Below are 21,828 nucleotides of genomic sequence, written 5' to 3' on the forward strand. Positions count from 1 at the left end.
CGCGGCGGTGCGAATGATCCGTGCAGATCAAAGCCCATCCATAAAATCTCCCCGTTTGGATAACACCGGACGGGGAGATTTTTTGATATAAAAGATCACGCAAGCCATATAGAGTTTAAAATATATTACATTCATTAATTATATATAACAGAATGCATAAATAGCCGATAAATATAATCGCATTTTTCTTTTTGCGTTACTATAATTCATAAAAAGCACTTTACAATGAGCTAAATTAACTGGCATATACGCTGAAATTCCTTCCACAAGCATAGACAAAGCAACATATTTTATGATTGGCAAGCACACTTACTTTCCAGGGACTGAAAGGAGGTATTTGAGCCCTGCCTGGAAAACCGTGAATCCAAACGATTTGTTTGGGAAGACAACCGATGTGGATACAGCGCGACAACATTTATGATCTGCCGGTTAATTGGAGAAGAGTTGAAATGAGGAAAAGACGAAAAGGAGCAACAACATGATAAAAGCAAAGAGAGGCAGGAGAATCCTCGCGCTTGCTTTGGCTGCCGCGATGGCCTTTAGTTCGACAATCGCGTACGCCGCAGAAAAAGGGCAAGCCGCTGATGTTCCCCATCAGGTGCAGAGTACGCAGCCCCCGGGGAGAGAAAAGCTCAATTTTAACCAGGGCTGGAAGTTCTCGCGAAACTATTTTGAAGACGCCATCCAACCCGACTTCGACATGGACGTCCTGAAAACCTGGGAAAACGTCTCCCTTCCGCACACCGTCCGGCTGGAAACATATATCAACAGCGGTGCGGGAAACACCTATCAGGGCGACGCCATGTATGTCAAACATTTTCCGCTTTCTCAGGAGTATGCGGGAAAAAAGCTTTATATTGAATTCGAAGGAATCATGGGCGTATCCGACGTATGGGTCAACGGCGTGCACATGACGTCCAAGCTTGCGGCAAAAACAGGCAGCAACACCATGTACGGCGGATTTCTCCCCTTTATTATCGATATCACAGACGTTGTAAAGCTGGACGGTACGGACAACGTCATTACGGTCCATGCAACCAATGAAGACAACCCGAACGTCCCGCCGGGAAAACCGGCGGCAAACCTGGATTTCACCTATTTCGGCGGCATCTACCGGGATGCGTGGCTGGAAGTGCTTCCAGAAGTACATATCACAAACGCAAATTATGAGGACATCGTAGCCGGCGGCGGCATTCTGGTCGATTATCCGGAAGTCAGCGAGGCGTCCGCGACCGTCGACGTGCAGACGCACGTGCGCAACGAAGAGGCGGAAGCGGTGGAAATCTCCGTCACAAACGAAGTGATTGACGCCGATGGAACCGTCGTCGGCAGCGCCGTAACCGAAGGAATTTCCGTGGACGCCGGGGCGGATCACACCGCCTCCCAGGAAATCATTGTGGAAAACCCGAAGCTTTGGAACCTCAAAACACCGTATCTGCATACGCTGCGTTCCACGGTTTTGGTAAACGGTGCCGAGGTCGACCAGGTGGAAACACGCATCGGCATTCGGAAAATCGAAATGCACAAATCGTACGGACTGAAAATCAACGGAGAAGTGCAGGACGACCTGATCGGCGTCAACCGCCATCAGGAATTTGTCTATCTCGGCTTTGCCGGTTCCTCCGCTTTACAGCGGCGCGATGCAATCAAATTTAAAGAGGGCGGCGTCAACGTCGTGCGCACCGGGCACTATCCACAGTCCGTTGATTTTCTGGACGCGTGCGATGAGCTGGGCATTCTGGTCCTTGAACCCACGCCCGGCTGGCAGAACTTTACAAACAACGACACGTTCAAAAACCGGGTGTTTAACGACATTCGCCAGATGGTCCGGCGCGATCGGAACCGCCCCTGCATCCTGGCGTATGAGACGGTGCTGAATGAGACAAACGTCACGGGAACCTTCACCCAGCAGATGGCACAGACCGCCAAGGAGGAGCATCCCTCCGCAAAGGTTGCTACAGAAAACTCCCTGATGAGCCTTCCTTCCAGCGCAAAGGACACCATCAGCGATATCATGTATAAGGACGCCAACCGGTCCGACAAGGCGGTGGGCTTCCAGCGTGAATACGGAGACAGCTACCGCGAGCAGTACTCTCCGCAGAGCTTCCACAACCGGCGCGCCGCAAGAGGGCCGGACACCTTCTATCCCGGAGGCGAAGGCGCCATGTTTATGCAGGCGATCAAGCGGTTGGTCGGCAATCACCCGGGAACCCAGTATTACGAGCCGAAAGACGCGGCGGCCTCCAACAGCGGCGGCGCGGTCGGTTCCGGGCGCGCATTCCTGTCCATGGCGGAGCGTGCGCATGCGGATCCGGGCTTCATCGGGTCCACCAGCTGGGTCGGCATCGACCACAACCGTTCCTACGACCCCAGCATTTCCGCCTGCGGCCTGTGGGACCTCTACCGTATTCCCAAATTCTCCTATTACGCGATGGCGAGCCAGCGTTCCGCAGAGCCGGACCCGGCGCTCACCGCACAGAATATTGATAACGGCCCCCTGCTGTTTGTGGCCAGTTATTGGACGGAACACGCTCCCGTCATCGACAAAAGCGTGGAAGATAAAAAAGGCATCGGCACAGACGACGCCCGCTATATCTTTGTATACAGCAACGCGGACATGGTCAAGCTTGCGGTTATGAAGGACGGAGAAGCGCTCTGGTCCCAGGAAAAGACGCCGATGACGGAAAACAACACCGACATTCTGCCGCACGCGCCGTTTGAGTTTATCGACGTGCCTTATACAGCGGGCTCCTATCTGGTCGCCACGGGGTACGACGCGGAAGGGAACGAAATCGCTTCACAGACCGCACGGCCGGCCGGCGCACCGAAGAAGCTGCAGCTGGAGGCCGACGACAAGCAGATCGGGCTCACCGCGGACGGCTCCGATGCCATCATGGTATACGCGTCCGTTCTCGATGAAAACGGCACCATCTGCAACACCGCGACCAACGAGCTGACGTTCAGCATCCTTTCGGGCGATGCATCCATTGTCGGCGACGGGGACAAGCGGATTGGCGCGAACCCGATCAAAGCGGAAGCAGGCATCACCGGCGCATACATTCAGGCCGGCGAAGAGCCGGGCGAAATCCGCATCCGCGTAGAGGCGGAGGGATTGGAACCGGCGGAACTCACCATTACGTCCCAGCCGATGACGGAAAAAGCGGCGCCCTTTACGGAGATCGAATACACGGGCGGCGGAGATTCCGCGTCCGCGTACCTGAAGGATTTGGAACAGCTGAATGCGGAAGCCCAAAGCTATTACCAGGTTGGCTCCCTGACCATTGGCGGCAAGAAATACGGGCAGAGCATCTCTCAGCAAAACAACACCCGCCTCGTTTATGATCTGGAGGGAACCCGCAGGAGATTGACCGGTTCCGTAGGCGTTCCGAACGACGCTTCCAGCAACGCGGAAGCCGTCTTCTATATCTATTTGGATGGCGTGCTGAAATTTGCCAGCCAGCCTTTACAGGCAGGCCAGACGGAATCCTATGACATTAACGTTTCCAACGGGCATAAGCTGGAGCTGAAAGCTGTTGCACAGCATATGGATACCAGCTATGACAAAGCATACGCATGGCTGTCGCCCTATGTCTATGAAGGCGTGACGCCCGACGACGAAAGCGACCTGTACCAGAACCTTGCCCTTGGAAAACAGGCGGAAGCCACCAGCAGCGTCGATGGGGCCACACCGGATCTGGCCGTCGACGGCAGCGAATCAACCATCTGGCGCGGCGAGGAAGTCGGCGTGGGCGAAGACGCCAACCCGCAGGAATGGACGGTTGACCTGGGCGCGGCGTACAGCGTGCGCAACGCCAGAGTCGGCCTGGAGCACGACAGTATCATCTACAAGTATGAGATTTACACTTCCGCCGATAAAAAAGACTGGACCAGACGCGTGGAAAACGCAAAGACCTCCCAGGCCAACGGCGTTCTGGATTATTTTACCGCGGAAAACGTCCGCTATGTGAAGGTCCGGTTTACGGAAATAGAGGAGCATGCGGACCGGGAACAGTTCTCCAACGCAACCCTGTCCGAATTTGAAATCTACCGCGACCTGGGCATTGATTCGGTTCGGGCGTATAATTTGAAAGGCCTCTCCATCGAAGGAAAATCATTGGCCTTCGCCAGTGACACCAAGGAATACACGATGGATCTGCAGGGCTTTGAGACGGACTTGACGATCCGTGCGCTTCCGTTCGATGCGGCTGCCTCCGTGACCATCAACGGGACAGAGCTGCAAAAGCCGGAGGAAGGACAGGGCCTGTCCGATCTGCAGCCCGTTGTGCTGTTCGACCTGGGCGAGGAAAATGCTATCCGGATTTCCATCACCTCAGCAAATGGAAATGCAAGCACGGAATACGTAATTCATGTCAACGGCGAGCTGAACAAAATCTACCGCTCCAACGCACTGGAATCCTATGTCCCGGGCCACAACGGCGCCAATGGCTGGTATTACCAGGCAATGAAACTCTCCAACAACGAAATCGCCACGATTCAGGGAGCGGAACTCTTTGTTAAAAACGGCGATTACGTGTATGAGGACAGCAACACCTATGAGAGATACTGCCGCTCCGGCCCAAGATACATCCACCCGGGCAAACAGAACGATGCGGTCCGCACCTATGTCGCGCCGAAGGACGGCACGCTCAATATCGCGATGGAACTGAAAAAATATCAGAACGAAGCCGGGCTGGTCAAGGCCTATGTTATGAAAAACGGTGAACGGATCTGGCCTGAAAACGCCGATTGGCAGCAGCTGGGCAGCGCAGCCGGATCAATCAAAATGAACGCCACTGTCGCAGTGCAGGAAGGCGACCACATCCAGTTCGCACTGAAAGCACATGCCAGCAATAACAACGGCGGCGACGCGTCCTGTATGGACACCACAGTCTATTACGAAGAGGATGTCGACGTAAAGAGCATGGAAGTGCAGGGTCCCGGCAGCGTGGCTCTGGTGAATGGGCAGGGCGCCAGCGAGTCGTATCGCCTGTCCGTAACAATGAGCAACGACACGGTTTATGAAAATGTCGACGCACATTGGAGCTTGCTCAGCGCGCCGCAGGGCGTTACTCTGGAGGATGGTCTTCTGACTGTTCCTGCTGGCACGAAGCCCGGCACTGTACGCCTGCGCGCCGTCAGCAAAGAGGACGAAACGATCTCTGCTGAAAAAACCGTATCCATTACAATCGGCAGCTATGTCTATCTTTCCGACCTAGATTGGGCGGACGATTCCACTCCGACCGGCTGGGGAACAGTAGGCCGTGACCGTGTGCTGAGCTATGACGGTTCCGATTCGACGAAAATCAGCCTCTATAAAAACGGTGGCAGAGTCTATTATGATAAGGGCTTGGCGACGAACTCGTATTCCGAACTCATTTACGATATCGAGGGAATGGGCTACACCCGGTTTATGAGCGACGTCGGCATTGATTATCAGAAATACAATATGACAAATGCAAGCGTCAATTTCCAGGTCTGGCTGGACGGCAAGCTGGTCTACGACAGCGGGAACATGGGCGGAAAAACGCCGGCAAAGACCGTTAATTTGGACATCACCGGTGTAAAACGCATCAAATTGGTCGCAACGCTTGGCAGCGACGGAGCCAATGGCAACGATAACGCCGACTGGGCAGACGCAAAATTCCTGAAAATGGAAGAGGCTCCCATTGTTTACGCGATCAACAAGCGTGTGGACGGCGGCATTGCAACGGTAACCACGGACAAAACTGAAGCCGCGGCAGGCGAGACCGTAACCGTTGCCATCTCCGATATCGAGGAAGGCAAGCAGTTTAAGTCCATTACAGTTAGCGCAGAAGACGGAACCACGGTTCCCACCCAGACGGTCAAGGCAGGCGAAGCGTACACCTTCACCATGCCCGCACAGCCGGTCGCCGTTGCAGTTGTTCTGGAGCCAAAAGGACCTGCGAAGGCTCATGTGCTGAGCGTCCAGTACGGCGGCAACGCGGCGCTGGAAGTCACGGGCGAAACAGAGGTCATTCTCGACGGCAACGGCATCTACGGCGCGAAAGTCATGGCGGACAAGGAAATCACCCTGACATTTGCCCCGGCGGACGGCCCGTTTGCCACCGCGCAGCTCAACGGCGAGGATATCCCGTTTGAGGCCGACGGCTGCACCTACACCTTCACCATGCCGAACGAAAACACCGTCCTGCGCTTCACCTTCACCACCGTGAAAAAGGACGTGCTGGAAACCCTGTTGGAAAAAGCAAACGAAGTCACCGACGAGCAGCTTAAAAAGCTGGTCAAGTCCGTGCGCGATCGCTTCATTGCGGCGCGCAAAAACGCACAGATCGTCTTTGAAAACGACAAAGCAACCCAGGACGAAGTAAACGACGCCTGGAAGGAACTGCTTGACGCAATGCATCACCTCTCCTTCGAGGAAGGCACGAAGGATGAGCTGGAATACTGGCTCAACTACGCGGACAATCTCAACCTGGACAACTTCACCCCGAAGAGCCAGGAAGGCTATGCCGAGGCGCTTGCCTACGCGGAAGAAATCTACAACGACGAGGGCGAGACGCTGAAGGCGGAAGTTGAAAAGGCGGCGAAGAACCTGTATGACGCAATCATGCGTCTGGAATTCGAGGCGAACAAGGAGACGCTGGAGACGTTTGTACAGCAGGCACAGGAAATCAACGAGAACATCGGCAAGTACATGGACGGCGACGAGAAGGACGCCTTTGTTAAACTTCTGCCGCAGGCGGAGGCCGTACTGGCAGACGCCAATGCAACCCAGACAGAGGTCGACGAGATGGCGGCAGCCCTGTACAACGCAATTCAGAACATGCGCATGACGCCGGACAAGGAAGCGCTGAAGGACTTGATCGATACCTATGAAGCGCTCGACCCGGCGGACTACACCGAGGCAAGCTATGCGATCCTCCGTGCGGCGCTGAATAACGCGCTGGACGTCTACCACAACGACGCGGCAACTCCGGCGGAAATTGCGGCGGTTTACTCCACCGCAGAGCAGGCCTATGACGGCCTGGTTCCGGCAGACCCGCCGGTCCAGCCCGACAACAAGCCGAACCAGAAACCGTCCAACAGCGGCGGGTCCCGCCGCCAAAAACCCGGTGGGAACAACCCCCGGGGCCGGGCGGCGGGTGGTGGGGGGGGAACACGCGGGGAGCGCGCGGCAACACAAGGGGGGCGAGCAGGACGCCCGTAACAGCCCTCCCCGTTGCACCAATACCCCCGCTCGTTCTTCTTATCCACATCTAGATGGTAAAAAGACACGGGAGCGGCCCTACGCCGGCTGGGTCCCGGCAGACCCGCCGGTCCAGCCCGACAACAAGCCGAACCAGAAACCGTCCAACAGCGGCGGTTCCGGCAGCAAGAGACCGGTTGGCAACACCTCCGGCGACGGTACGGCGGTTGTGGCGGCGAACCCGGTGATCAGCGCGGCACAGAACGTGATGGGCCAGAAGTCCGTCCGTTCCGACACGACGATGAACTTCACCCTGAAGAGAGGCAGCGCCTACTGCTTCAAGATGACAGTCGTCAACGGAAGCAGCGCGATGCCAAACTTCACTGTGGGCAACGGCAGTGTGCTCAAGACCCAGTATGTCACCAAGATTGGCAACGACTACTATTACAGAGTCTGGGCGATTGGCGCACCCGGTCAGAGCACCGGCGTGTATACGACCATGCAGGGTGAGAACGCACAGCAGCACTGTGTGGTAACCATCGGTTAACAATCCATCCGGTTTTCTAACCAGAAAACCGCGATCCCAGATTTTCCCGCGCTTACAAAACCCGTATGATTACAGGAGAAGGCCGCTTGCAACAAGCGGCCTTCTTTGTATCCATCCGGTGTTCTGCGGAATGCGGCAGTGCGAATATCAAGCACACATAAAATATTTGGGGGATTCGCACCTGAAAAAGCAAATTTTATTTCCAGTAACGTTGCGTTTTCAGCAGGAATCAAATAGAATAAGACTAAAGTCACATCAAGTTCTGATTTCTTTGTAAACGTCGCACTATACGAAAGGAAATTTTTGGGTGACTTTTGCTGTCAGGCTCCATGCGAGCCTGCGGATTGAAATTATTTGGACAGCTAGGTGGAGCTTCATCTACGAGTCAGGCTCCATGCGAGCCTGCGGATTGAAATTATTTGATGAAACCCTTTATCTTAAAAACATAAGGTCAGGCTCCATGCGAGCCTGCGGATTGAAATTCTGGAAATAAAATCATCGCGCTCAGAAACCGGCGTCAGGCTCCATGCGAGCCTGCGGATTGAAATGGGAGAAACGAAAAACCCGACAGGGAAAACCGCAAGTCAGGCTCCATGCGAGCCTGCGGATTGAAATGAGCTGCTTGCAAAAGGCCACGATGGGGTACGCCTCGTCAGGCTCCATGCGAGCCTGCGGATTGAAATATGCTCCGCCAGACGTCCCACGGGACGCGGTAGAGTCAGGCTCCATTCGAGCCTGTGGATTGAAATAGTTGAGAAAAGATGTACTACACGATATAATTTAAGTCAGGCTCCATGCGGGCCTGTGAGTTGAAACACCAGCTTCAAAATGTCCTTTTCCGAGCGGATATAGTCAGGCCCATTCGGGCCTGCGGATTGAAAAACGATTCGGATTCTGGCGGCAACGCCTTTTTCCACCTTGCAATCTCCGCATTCATGGGGAGATTGCAAAACACGTCAGTTCATCAAAAAAGCAGAGAGCCTCCCGCGGCAAATCCGGCCGCGGGAGGCTCTCTGCTTTTATAAAATGATCTGGATTTCTTTGTAAACCGACGGTGACCACACAGTGCCGCCGCAGCGCTTCGCCGGGGACCTGCGGTCAGCACGCGGACGCGCAACGTCCATCACACCTACGGTGCTTTTCAGTGGAAGCCTCTTTCAAACCAGGGTATTTCCAAGCTCTGTTCGCCAAGAGGCGATTCTCTTAATTGGTTTAAACGAATCTCTTAGCCAACAGTCACTACACAGTGCTTCTGGGAAGGTTCGCCTGCCATTGTGGTATACACGCCGGTGCTCTGGCCGGGTATTCCAATCGCCCAGACCCTGTAATAATAATTGCTACCGATCTTCGCCACAAACTGCGTTTTGAAAACAGAGCCGTTGCCGACCGTAAAGCCCGGCACGGCGCTTGTATCGGCAACCGTCATCTTAAAGCAGTACGCGCTGCCTCTCTTCACGGTAAACGGCGCGGTGGTATCGGAGATCACGGAGCGGGCCGCCGCCGCAAGCGGGGAAGCCGGAAGCACCTGTGTTCCAACCGTGCTGCGCTGCGGTTTTTTGGAGGAACCGCCGGAAGAAGAGCCAGTATTTTGATCCGCCGGTTTGAGATTGCCCTCCGCGACCAGATAGGATTTTACCGCCGCGTCCGCTTCCTGCTCGGAAACTTCGGTGCGGTTGACCAGTGCACGCAGCACGTTGCGGTCGGCAAGGAACTGTGCCGCGCTGGAAGAAGTGTAGAGGCTCAGGTCCTTCGCGTCCGCCTCCTTCAGCAGCTCCTCCAGCTGGGTTTTGTCCGCCAGCTTGCGCAGGGCCGCCATGGCGGAAGCCAACGATGATGCTGCCGCGTCGAGTTCCTTCTGGGACGCGGTGTTGTTCTCCAGGGCTTCTCTCGCATCCGCGAGGGCTTCGGTAAACGCCTGCTTTCCGTCTGTCAGATAGAGGTTCAGGCTGTTTTCAATCTCCGCCGCCTTGGCAAGCAGGCTTTCCAGCTCTGTGCTGTCTGCCGTGCGGTCCAACTGATTCAGCGCGCTGTACAACGCGTCATACGCGTCCTGTACATCCTTTACAAGCGCGTCTTCCTCCGCCAGAACATCGTACGCCGCTTCCAGCGACGCCGTCATACGGGCGAAGCTCGCCTCTGTGAAATCGGCCGCCTCCAGGGTTTCCGCCAAAGACGCCAGATTTTCCAACTGGGTCTTGTCGCCCTTTGCAAAGGACAGGAAATGAATGGCCTTGAGCAGGTCGCTCCACGCGCCGTCAACCGCTTCCTGTGTGGCGGTATCGTCCGCGTAGACGGCCCGCGCCGCTTTCAACGCCGCCGTAAACTTCCTCTGTACGGAGGGAACCGCGTTTTGAAATTCTTCGCCGTCCGCCAGTTCCCCGGCGGTATCCAGGATGGTCTTCAGCGTCGCTTTGCGGACCACCTCAAAGACAAAGGTCAGATTGGTATTGCTGTTTTTCATTGCATACGCAACGGTCAGGCCGTGAGGCTGTACGCCGTCCACCGGTTCCCCGTTCAGGGTAGCGGAACGGAAGCTTACGTCCTCCCCCTTCGGGGCAAATTGCAGGGTCAGCTCTGTGCCGCCGACCACCGACGCGGCATACAGGCCATCCCTTACAAGGATTTCTTTTTCCACGTCGCCGGTCAGCTCCATCGTCGCGTTGGCGCCGTATTGTACGGACAGCACATGGGCGGAAGGCGCTTCCTTCGGTTCCACAGTCAGTTCCACGCGCCCTGCATAGTCGGAAACGACGCTCCGGGCGGTAATCACCGCCGTACCCTCTCCGACCGCGGTCACAACGCCACGGCTGTTAACCCTGGCGACGGACGTGTCGCTGCTGGCCCACTGCACATTCCGGTTGGAAGCGTTTTCCGGCAGGACAACGGCGGTCAGGTTCCATTGCTCGCCCGTCTTCAGTGCATTTTCCGGCGCGCCGGAGATGCTCACGGACTCCACCGGCACCGGGACGCCGCCGTACGGCGCGACTGTGACGGTGCATTCCGCCTTGACCGCCGGGTTCAAAACCGCGCTCGCGGTAATCGTCGCCACACCCTCTGTGCGGGCTGTAATGAAACCGTTCGCATCGACGGACACAACCGCGGGATCAGAGGATTCCCACGCAATGCTCGCCGCGCTGACCTGCTTCGGCTCGGTCGCAACGTCCAGTTGGACCGTCCTGCCGCACAGAATCTTCACCGCTGTCTGCTCCATCGCAAGAGCGGTCACTTCCACCGGCTCCGCGGAAGAGGCATTATAGCCCATCACCTCGAATTCGTACAGGCTGACACCGTAGGTGGTGCCCCGCTTGACGCACTGCATTTTGACATACCGGGCCTCCACCGGTCGTTCCAGCTCATGGCGGTTCCAACCGGCAGCGCCCGCGTTGTTGGCCAGCAGGTCCGTCCAATGGGCCCCATCGTCGGAAATCTGAATTTTGTACTCCTTGGCGTACGCCGCCTCAAAATTCAGGTTGACGGCGGCCACGGTGGAGCGTTCGCCCAGATCGACGGCGATCCACTGGGTATCGTCGCGGTGGGATTTGTCCACATCCCAGCGGGTTTCCAAATCGCCGTCCACGGCGTTTTTCGCCGGATAGCCGCCGGAGGTATTTTCATTGCTGCAAAGAGTCTGCTGGTTCAGCGCAAGATTGGTGACGGCGTTTTCTGAACCGCTGTCCGCGTTTTCGCTGTTCAGCAGCCGCCATTCGATCAGGCCGTAGACGGCGTTGTCCGTCAATCCGGTCAATTTGGCGTAGCGCGCTTTGGTTCCCGGCGTTTCAATGGCAAGGGTTTTGCCGTCCGCCGCCGCGCACACGACCGGTTCGCTCCAGTTTTCGCCGTCCTCGGAAAATTGGATCTGATAATCCGCAACGGTATCCCAGAAGAGGTCCATTCTTTCAATCTTCGTCGGCTTGCCCAGATCCACCTGAATCCAAGCCGCGCCGTTTCCGGAGGACTGCCAGCGCGCGGAATCGTTGAGGTTCCCGTCAAACGCTTTGTCAGGCGTGTAATTCAGCGTATTCTCACTGCCGGCGGCGGCCTTTTTCAGCGCCGCATTGTTATAGACCGACACGGACGCCGTGTCAGATACATTTCCTCCTAAAACGAAAACGGTCAATTCTGCTTTTCCAGCCGCCCTGCCGTACAGCACGCCGTCTGAATAAGAAGCAACCTCTTCATCAGAAGACATATAGAGCAATTCGCCCGTGCCGTTCATCGGGGCTTTTTTCACCACAGGGGTCGAATGGTACTGCGCTACGGCACAAAGGCTTTCTTCTTCAAAACGGATGGCTTCAACCGGCGCGATCTCGTGCAGGTAGTCGATCTGCACCCCGCTGACCGACGCACCGTCTTCCAGGGTGAGCCTGCAATAGGAGGCGCCGTTCAGGGCCGCACGGTATGTGCCGTCCACCGTCTCAAGCGCGGCATCCGTGTATGCTTCGCCATCGTTGGAAACGGAAAGTTTCACGTCGCCGGACAACTGCACGGCGATCTCCCGCATATTCGTCATGCTGTAGACAAGGGAAGCAGGGCTCCCTTCCGCCGCGGTCACCGTCCCGTTTTGCAGAACGGCGTTGTCCGCGCGGTACAGCTTGGAGAAGTCTCCCATGGAATCCACGAGCCGGCGCTCCTTGACACCGTTGGCAACGGTCGCCGTCAGGCTGGAAAGCTGCGGGCTCCACGCCTTTTTATTGCCGGACAGGACAATTTTGAGGTAATTGGTTCCCTCCGGGACGCCGTTTTTCGGCGTTAAGGTATGGCGGACCCAGCCGCTGCCGGAGGTTTTGTCGCTCGTCTCCACCTGTGTCCATGCCGCATTGTCCGGGGAAGCGAACAGCGTCACCGTACCGGGGCCGGTGGAGTGGATATAGGAAACCAGCGTAAAGTCGGAGAGGGACGGCAGGGAATAGGCCAGCCAGCCGTCGTCCATTGTACCGCGTTTGAGCGTGGACGTATCGCCGCCAAAGTTTGCGCCGTCGGACGCTTCCAACAAAATGTTGGAACTGTAGTCCAATATCTTGTCCAGTGTGTCGTACGCATCGGTAAACTGCGTGGTCAGCGGCACGGAGAAGCTCTTTTCCTCCGCCGCCGGGCCCTCGCCGGACCCGTTGAACGCGACCGCCGTAAAGTAGTAGGTCTGGCCCGCCGTCAGGCCGTTCAGGCGTACGGTCGTGCCGCTCGTGGACTGTTCATAGGGATAGACGCCCGGCTCGACACCGTATTGCAGCGTGTAGCCGGTGGCGCGTGCCGCGGGAGCCAGCTCCACCACAACCTCATCGCCTTCGGAACGGAGCGACTGGATCGCGGTCTGTTCCGGCACGTCTAGCGAGTCTGTAAAGGAAAGTTTTACCGAGAAGGTTTTGCCTTTTGCTTTGTTGACATTTACCTTGAGCTGGATCGTCGGAGAAGTCGAAAGCACCTCCACGCCCGGGTCGGCGGAAAGCACATTGTATGCCGAGCGGTTCAGCTCCAGGCGGATGCTTCCCGTATTTTCCTGCGTCGGGTCAGAGACGGAGAGCGTCAGCTCCCTGTCGTTCTCGCGCACCATGACGGAGGCAGCCGCGTCCGCGGAGAGATAGTCCGTCATTCCATTTGCGTCAAGAGACGCCGCTTCCCAGAAGTTCGCGCCTACCAGGTTGAGGTTTTTCTCATAAGCGGCCTGTACCTGCGCGTCATTGCGCAGGACGGTTATGTCGCTTCCCTGCGCATAATCGGCGGTCTCATCCGCTGAGCGGTTGGGCAGCAGGACATAGGCGTAGCGCCCGTTTTCGGGATTGACGCCGTGGTCTTTCCAGAGGGTGATATAGTTTGCCGAGACAGGGGTCGTATCCGTGTTGTAGCCGCCGAGGTCCGTCCATTTCCCGGTGCGCGCTTCGCGCTTGGCCTGCACGGTCTCTTTTTCCGGGAAATAAACGCCAAGGTCCGCGCCATCCGCATTCGCCTGGATGTTCAGCCAGCCGACATTCTCCAGTTGCGCGTTCCAGCCGGGCGCCGCCGGCTGTTCCTGTCCGTCGACGACCAGGCGGTTGTTGCCTGCATCCCCGATCATATAGTTTTCAAACGTGGTTTCCGTGGAAGCGGAATCGCCGCTGGAACGAATATCCGCGCCCAGCGCGACAACCTCATCGTCAAACAGGAACCAGGATTTCTTCGCCTTCAGGTTTGTACCGGGCGCGGCAAGCTGCATGCCGGACACGCCGTACGCCCCATCGGTGACGCCGCCCGCAAACGCGGCGGAGGAGGTTCCCTGTCCCACTGTTTTGTTGTAGACAGAGGTGGTTCCGGGCAGCCGGTTCCAGTCGATGGTCGGCTTATTGTTCCCGTCGTACCGTTCCAAATCGCCGTTATAAAGGTAGGTCATCCCGCTCCCGAGGTTCCAGCCCTTTACGTTGACGTCCCAGCTGGTGCTCTCCGAATGGGCAATCCGTTTGGAGGACATCGTCACGGCAGCGGAATAGCCGTCCCCGCGCTGTACCGCGCGGTCGCCCTGCGCAAACTGGATATACTTCCCGGTCAGATTGCGGGGCTGGATGGACGGGTCGTCCACAATGTTCAGGATGCGCACCACCGTATCCATCGGGAATTTATGCCACGGCAGGTCCGCGCTTTCGTTCAGGTTATTCAGCGTGTAATCATTGCCCGCGTACCACTGCTTGATCATGGCTTTGAAATTTGCGGCGTCTTCCGGCTCCGCCATTTCGATTGCCATCAGCATGGAGTTGGCGATGATGATGGCCGCATCCGCCTGCTTCATATCGGTCCGGGCAACCTCCCTGCCGCGGAACGCGTCCATCAGCAGGCCGTTGTAAATGATGGCCTCATAGGAATCATAAATCCACTGGAATACATTTTTCGACTTTTCGTCCTGAATCTCCCAGGGCGTGCCGTGGAGCATGTACAACAGGTGGCAGGATTCGGAAAGGGCCGTGTAGCCATAGCCGCCGTTGTATGTAATGTTCCCATGCGCAATATAGGTGCCATCCTTATAATAGCCGTCTCCGCTGGTCACATAGCCCAGATAATCCGGCACTTTGGACTGCACGCGCTTGAGCATCTCGCCGCCGGTCATCCGGGAGCCCTTGTAATTGCCCTGGTTGTCCTTTAAAAGAATGCCCGCGTACATGCTGGCACGCAGCTGCCACAGGGAATTGGCGGCGCCGCCCATGTTGTTCTCCGCCCATTTGCGGGAAACGGATGCGTATGTTTGAATGCTTTCCTGCGGGAGGGAGTCATACAGGAGAATCAGCGTCTCGTTCAGGTAGACCGGCCCGCCGATGCCCCAGCCGAACCAGTTGCTGTAGCTGCTGACGCTTTCATTGAAGTGGTTGGTGTACAGGTAATCCAGGCCGCGTTCGATATCGGCCAGCAAGTCCGCATTTTGATAGAGCGCACAGCCCTTTGTCTCGTGCGCCAAAGCCATGGCGCGCAGATACTGATAGGTAAAGTGGATACTGTTGGAATCGATCGACCCGCCGCGCCAGCCCAGCGGATATTCCTCCCACAGGTAATCCTGGGAGGAATCGCCCGCACCGGACGCGCCCTGATACCGTCCGTTGACCGCGTTGCACACGGGATTGGGATTCATGCGTTCCCAGTAGCCCTGCGCCGTGTCGCTGATCGACTGGATCATCGGCTGCAAAGCGGGATCATTCTCGTCGTATTCCCCGCCAACCGCCATATCGTACCATTTCAGCCGCAGTTGGTCATACGCGTCCAATTCCTCCCGCGCGCCGAGCGCGGCGGGCGCGCTGAACCCGGTACCGGTCAGCAACATAACCATTGCCAGCAAAAGCGCCAGCCAGTTCTTTTTCATCTTTGTTCCTCCATTTCGCATCTTTCAAGTATGAGCGTCCTTCGTCTCTTCGTCAGTTATGTATCCCCCCTTAAAACATCATTCAACATACTATTAAACCAAAAAAGTAATTTAACTCTATTTAAACATACCTTTTTTACATTGTCAATAAAATCCTTTTTCATTCCATAAAAAAACAGTGTTTGTTGCACGAGATTGCACCGCTTGCTGATCATCCATAAGCCATAGTGTTTCATTGGAAAACATTTTACAATTGGATGTAAAATCCCTTTACACCGCATGTAATTGTGTTTGACTTATCTTTATTTCGGCAGTATAATTTATCTATCTAACAGGATAGAGCATGTATGCAGTCCCTGTAAAGGCAGGGGCGTTTTACCGGGGAAGGAACGAAAAGGGGCGGCGGAATGAACCAAGAACAGCGTTATCCCTCTGCTGGGAATCTGGAGACACCCAGGCTGGTCAAAAGCGAATTCCCGGGCGGGATGTACCGCTGCCGGGCGGACGGGGACTGGCAGATTCTGGAGGTCAACTCCGATTTTCTGCAGATGTTCGGCTATACCTGCGAGGAAATTCGGCAGAAATTCCAGAACAGCTACCACCGCATAATTGATCAGCGTGACCGTGCCATTGTTGAAAAGGAGATTACATACTGCCTTGAGCTGGAATCGGACTGCGAAATTGAGTACCGGGTCCCGCGGGCAGACGGGCGGATTATCTGGGTTCGGGAGCAGGGAAGGCTGAGCCGGGACCGGGACGGTCAGGTTTATTACTGCTGTACGCTGATGGACATTACCAACAGCAAACGGATTCAGGAAGAACTGCGGCTGAGCCTGGAGCGATACCAGATCATTATCGACCAGACGGACGATATTATTTTGGAATGGGATATGGTACTGGATACCTTCAGCTATTCCCCCAATTGGAGCAAGAAATTCCAGTATGTGCCGATTTCCCGGGAAGTCAGTTCCCGGCTGCCCTGCGATTCCCATATTCTTTCGGACGATATTACGTATTTTTTGGATGCGCTGCGTGCGCTGCGCAAAGGTACGCCGTATATAGAGGTGGAATTCCGCCTGCAGGCACTGGAGGGTTCCTATCTGTGGTGCCGCGCACGCTTTACCACACAGTACGACGAGACCGGACGGCCCATCAAGGCGGTGGGCGTCATCATCGATATTGACGACGAGAAGCGGCAGGCGCAGAAGTTGATGGACATCGCCCAGCGCGACCCGCTGACCGGACTGTACAATAAAGGGGCCTCCCAAAAATTAATTGAGGAACGTCTGAAAATGTGCGCGCAGCAAAAGGCAAATTGCGCGCTGCTGATCATCGATATCGATAACTTCAAATATGTCAACGATGCCATGGGCCATCTGTTCGGCGACGCCTTCCTGGTGGAAGCGGCCCACGCGATTGAATCGCAGTTTCGCCGGACGGACATTGTGGGGCGCATCGGGGGAGACGAATTCCTCGTCTACATGTGCCACATCAACAACAGGGAAATTGTAGAAAAGAAAGCAGCGCAGGTGATCGACGCCATCCGCCACATTCAGGTTGACGGCGCGGGCATCGAGCTGGTCTCCTGCAGCATCGGCTCCGCTCGCTTCCCGGAGGACGGGAAAGTCTATAAAGAACTGTACCACCAGGCGGACCTGGCCCTCTATCAGGCGAAAAACGCGGGGAAAAACTGCCATATTTCCTTTAATTCGGAGGAGCAACAGCACCACTTCCCGGGTATGCCCTCCAAAATCCGTACCTTTGTCAGCGCAAAGATCGATTCCGACAACGAAAACCGGACCATGCGGGAGCTGTCGGAATACGTGTTTCACATTCTCTACCAGGCGACGGACACAGAAGCCGCCGTCAACACCATATTGGAAATTGTCGGCAGGCGGTTTGACGTCAGCCGTGCCTATATCTTTGAGAATACGGAAGACAACCTCTACTGTTGCAACACCTTTGAATGGTGCAATGAGGGCGTCTCTCCGGAAATAGAAAACCTGCGTCAGGTCGCCTATGCGGACCTGGGCACGGACTATCTGGAAAACTTTAATGAGGACGGCATTTTTTATTGCAGGGATATTGCCACGCTGGTTCCGGAGCAGTACGAAATTCTGAAAGCACAGGGCATTAAAGCCCTGCTGCAAAGCGCCATCTACAACGACGGCGTATTTTGCGGGTACGTAGGCTTTGACGACTGCCGGAGCAACCGTTTTTGGGATAAGGAGCAGATCAATGCGCTGGCGTTCATCTCCGAGATCCTCAGCATCTTCCTGCTGAAATGGCGCGCGCAGGAACGCGTTGAGCGGTCGGCCCTGCTGCTGCAGACCATTCTGGACAATCAGAATTCCTGGATTTACGTGATCGATCCCAACACCTATGAAATGCGGTATATCAACCGGCGGACACGGGAACTGGTACCGGACGCAAAGTTGGGGATGCGTTGTTTTGACGCCTATTTCCACCGGGAGCAGCCATGTGAGAACTGTCCCATGCGCATGCTGACGGAAGAGCGGGACAACTATACGGAGGAAGTCTACAATCCGATCCTGCATCTTTGGACGCTTGCCGACGCAACCTATATCCGCTGGGAGGGAAACCGGGCGGTCCTGCTCAGCTGCCACGACGTTTCACAGTATAAACTAAAAGAGGATGAACCCTGAGGACTTTGTATCGGCACGCTGGGTTTGTATAAAAATTTCAGGCTTATTTCCCTGCTGAAAGCGGGGGAATAAGCCTGTTTTGATGCTGTTTTTATATGGGGTATCATCCGCAAACCTGCCGTTCTGCCCCTTATTCAGTCAGGGAGGGCTCCGGCCAATGGCCGGAGCCCTCTCTGCTCTTTTGACTTTTACCGTCTGCCGCAGCCTCCGCCGGCCGGGCCGTGGACAGCGCGTTCCACACGCCTGCGGGGGCTTTCCAGTGGACCCGCCTTCCTAACAGGGCGCCTGCAGGCGCTGTTCATCAAGCGGCGATCCTCTCCGGCAGCAGTTTGTTTCTTTTAAGCGATTGTCACCGCACAATGTTTCACTGCGGAAGCACCCGCCAAAGCGGTATACACGCCGGTGCTCTGGCCCGGTGCGCCGACCGCCCAGACTCTGTAGTAGTAATCGTTGCCGATCTGCGCCACAAACTGGGTCTTGAGCACATCGCCGTTGCCGACGGTGAAGCTCGGAACCTGGCCGTTGCCGTTGACGACGGTCATCTTGAAGCAATATGCCGCGCCTCTCTTCAGCGAGAAGTTGACCGTGGTATCGGAGACAACGCGCGCCACCTGTGCGACGTTCGCGCCGACAACCGCTGTGCCCGCGCCGCCGTAGGAGGAACCGCCGCCGGAAGAACCGCCGGAGCCGCCGCTGGGCTTACTGGGCTTGGAAGCCGGCACATTCGGATTGGCCGCCAGCTCGTTTTCTTTTTCGATCGCCTCATAATACGCTTCGGTTACCGCCTCCGGGGAAGCGCCGCTGTTGACCAGCTCCGCGAGAGCCGCGACGCTGGCGCTGTACGCCGCATAGGTCTCTTCCGTGTAATCGGATGCGTTCATATTTGCAAAGCGCTCCAGCAACTCGTCCAGCTCAGCGCTGTCCGGAATCTTCCGCAGGGCCGCCATCGCGATCGCCAGACGGGATTCCATTACATTGTAATCGCTCTGTGTCGCGTCGGCATTCTTGAGCAGCTCCACCGCCGCGGCAAGGGCCGTCTGGAACTCCGCTTTACCGGTATCCAGATATTTTTCGAGGTCGTAGGACTGCGCCTCTTTTACCAGGTTTTCAAGGGATTCCTTGGTTGCTTTGTACACCAGATTGGTGATCGCTTCCTTGAGTTCCTTCGCCATCGCGTCGATGTCTTCCTGCAGGGAATCCTTTGCGTCGAACATCGCCTGCGCCTTGTCGCGCACCGCGATCATCGCGTTCCAGCTGTCCGCGGTGAAGTATGCGGGATCCATCTGGCCGGCCATCTCGAGCTGGAACGCCAGCTCCGTCATGTCGCCGTTGCGGAACTGCAGCAGCTGAATTACATCAATCAGGTCCTTCCAGGCCTTGTCAATCGCCGCCTGGTCCGCCGTCTTGGACTCCGCCACTGCGACGCCTGCCGCAAGCGCTTCATCAATCAGCTTCTGCACGGTCGGCATTGCCGCCGCGTATTCCTCGCCCTTCTGGGCTTCCTTCGCAAACTGGACCGCTGTATTCAATACCAGCTTGTTGACAATGGTAAACGAGAAGTCCAAAGCGGTATCCTCTTCGCCGCCTTTTACCTCGTAGGTATACAGATTCTTTTCATAGGCTTCATCCGCTGTGCCGTTCACGGTGACGCCCGCAAACTCCCTGCCTTCTGCATAGGGAACAAAGGACAGGACCGCGGTATCGCCCGCATAAACTTTGCCTTCGTAATAGCCCGGGAAATCATAGGTCTCGTCGATGTCGCCGTTTGCCTTGATGTCCGCGCCGACACTGTATTTCACTTTGACGCTCGGTGCTTCCACCGGATCAAAGCCCTCCTGGCCCTCTGTGGTAAACGCCTTCAGGCAGACATTGCCGAGCGCGCCCCACATGTCGCCGTCGAAATCGCCTGCGACTTCAATATTGACGCCGCTGGTGCCGGGCTTGCCCTGCAGATCTTCCGCGGAGGAGGAGCCGGCGTTTCTCTTCGGAATGGCTGTGTAATTGGTTCCAATGGTTTTAACGTCCTGCCAGTCCTCGCCGTCGATGCTCAGATAGCTCTGGCGCGCGTTGATTGCGGCCACGCAGCGGACGTTGTCAAAGTTGCCGTTCATCTCGGTTGCGATCGGGAACGCCCGGCCCAGTGGGTTTTCCAGCGTCACAACGACGGCATATTTTTCACCCTTGGAGAGGTTGACAAACTGGTCTTCGTCCAGCGCAACCGTATGGTAGCCCGGATACGCTTCCGTGCCGGTGATGGGTTCTTTATAGGCCTTGATGCCCTGCGTCGGCTTGTAGAAGCCGGTCGGCAGCTGCGTATAAACCTGAATGGAGTATTCCGCGTTTGCATCCGTGGTGTAGAAGGAAACCGCCTTCAACGTCTCGTCGCTGGTCGCGGTAAAGACGTTCGCCATGGAAACCGGCGCATCCTTTTCTTCCGCGCCCGCGGACATGGACCAGCCGGTGCCGTCGTACTGATAGAGGTGATCGTATTCCTGCCCGGACTTGTCCAGGTTGTACTGCATCACTTCGGTGATGGAGCCTTCGTCATAGGACATATAGAAATAGCCGCCGTACTCATCGACGCCCCAGCTGTTGCGGATGATCCACGCGCCGTCATTTTCCGGCGTACCGTAGTAGTTGGTAAACAGCTCCTTCGGCACGTTGTCGTCCCAGCCGACAATCTGCACCGCATGGTTGCAGTCTCCGAACTTCATGCCGCCAAACTGTGTCTTAATTTTTTGTCCATTGTAATCCACATTGTAGTTATACCCTCTGGTATTGTAAGAGATGCCCAAGCTTCCGCCCTCCAGCAAAGCTTTCTTTACCGCGGTGCCGTCCAGCTTTCCATCCGCGTCGCGGGTGGGCAGGTAATTGGTACTCTCCAGACGATACTCCTGGTTGAACTGAATCTCCGGGTCCAGATCTTCATAAGCGTCTCTTTCCGCCGCCGTTGTCGGGTAAGGAAGGTCTTCTTCCAGCACCGGGCCTTCGCCTCTGCTCAACGTCGCAGTCGCAATAAAGGTATTGCCGCCCATGACATATTCCTGGAATTTCTTGTCCGCGTCGGACTCTTTGTACTCGAACGGGCGATAGGTGTCGCCGTCGGTCTTATCCGCCGGATCGCTTGGATTGGAGCGGCCATGGAATGCAAAATACGCCAGATGAACCGGCGCCAGCACTGGCGCGTCGTCGCCCATGTCCGCATAGAGGTCGGAGGCCATTGCGCCGTTGGCGCTGAAGGACCAGCAGGTGCCCCAGCTCCCCTGGTTGCGCACTTCTGGGGTCACAGCGCCGCTCTCCACGGCGTTGTATGCTTCGGGAAGTTCTTCACTTGCCGCGCGCGCCAGCGCTTTTTTTGTGACCGGCGCACCGTTCAGCATGTAGGAGATGTCCATTTTTCGGGAAGAATAGGAGCTGACTCTTTTTCCCATGGCAGCCCCTTCTTCGGGGTCTTTGCGGTTTGCCGCCGCAAACGCCGCCGTTCCCGCAAAGGAACTGGTCAGCAGCGAACAGGCAATCATGACGGATAATACCTTGGATCCTGCTTTCATAAACTCGACCTCACTTTGTAGTAAATTTGCCCTAAAATCGGGCATATGGACGTCAATTATCGTCCATTTATATCAACGATTTT

5 protein-coding genes and 1 CRISPR repeat array are annotated in these 21,828 nt (G+C 56.2%); of the genes, 3 read left to right on the forward strand and 2 right to left on the reverse strand.

Translation table 11 applies throughout. The features are described 5' to 3' along the window. Positions 1–478: 478 nt before the first annotated feature. Both BN2106_RS01955 and BN2106_RS01960 read left to right on the forward strand, forming a co-directional pair. Entirely contained in the window at positions 479–7,189 is a 6,711-nt protein-coding gene (locus BN2106_RS01955; RefSeq protein WP_082236319.1) for an NPCBM/NEW2 domain-containing protein, read from the forward strand. Continuing rightward, positions 7,128–7,715 (forward strand): hypothetical protein, encoded by a 588-nt coding sequence (locus tag BN2106_RS01960; protein ID WP_050696889.1) that lies wholly within the window; start codon positions 7,128–7,130, stop codon positions 7,713–7,715. Before BN2106_RS01955 ends, BN2106_RS01960 begins: the two co-directional genes overlap by 62 nt. A 319-nt stretch (positions 7,716–8,034) precedes the next feature. Beyond that, a CRISPR array of direct repeats spans positions 8,035–8,531; the repeat unit is 32 nt; unit sequence GTCAGGCTCCATGCGAGCCTGCGGATTGAAAT. A gap of 409 nt (positions 8,532–8,940) precedes the next feature. On the opposite strand, the gene BN2106_RS01965 is transcribed toward BN2106_RS01960, so the two are convergent. Continuing rightward, positions 8,941–15,528 carry a polysaccharide lyase family 8 super-sandwich domain-containing protein gene (locus BN2106_RS01965; protein ID WP_050696890.1) on the reverse strand — a complete coding sequence of 2,196 codons (6,588 nt, stop codon included), beginning with the start codon at positions 15,526–15,528 and terminating at the stop codon, positions 8,941–8,943. A gap of 407 nt (positions 15,529–15,935) precedes the next feature. Here BN2106_RS01965 and BN2106_RS01970 point away from each other — a divergent pair, with 407 nt between their 5' ends. Beyond that, entirely contained in the window at positions 15,936–18,194 is a 2,259-nt protein-coding gene (locus BN2106_RS01970; RefSeq protein WP_050696891.1) for a sensor domain-containing diguanylate cyclase, read from the forward strand. A 338-nt stretch (positions 18,195–18,532) separates the two neighbouring features. Here BN2106_RS01970 and BN2106_RS01975 read toward each other — a convergent pair whose 3' ends face one another. Next, positions 18,533–21,745, reverse strand: a complete 3,213-nt coding sequence (locus tag BN2106_RS01975; RefSeq protein ID WP_050696892.1) for a lectin like domain-containing protein — start codon at positions 21,743–21,745, stop codon at positions 18,533–18,535. Positions 21,746–21,828 lie beyond the last annotated feature (83 nt).

Source organism: Anaeromassilibacillus senegalensis (genome assembly GCF_001261775.1).
GTDB classification, from domain to species: Bacteria; Bacillota; Clostridia; order Oscillospirales; family Acutalibacteraceae; genus Anaeromassilibacillus; species Anaeromassilibacillus senegalensis.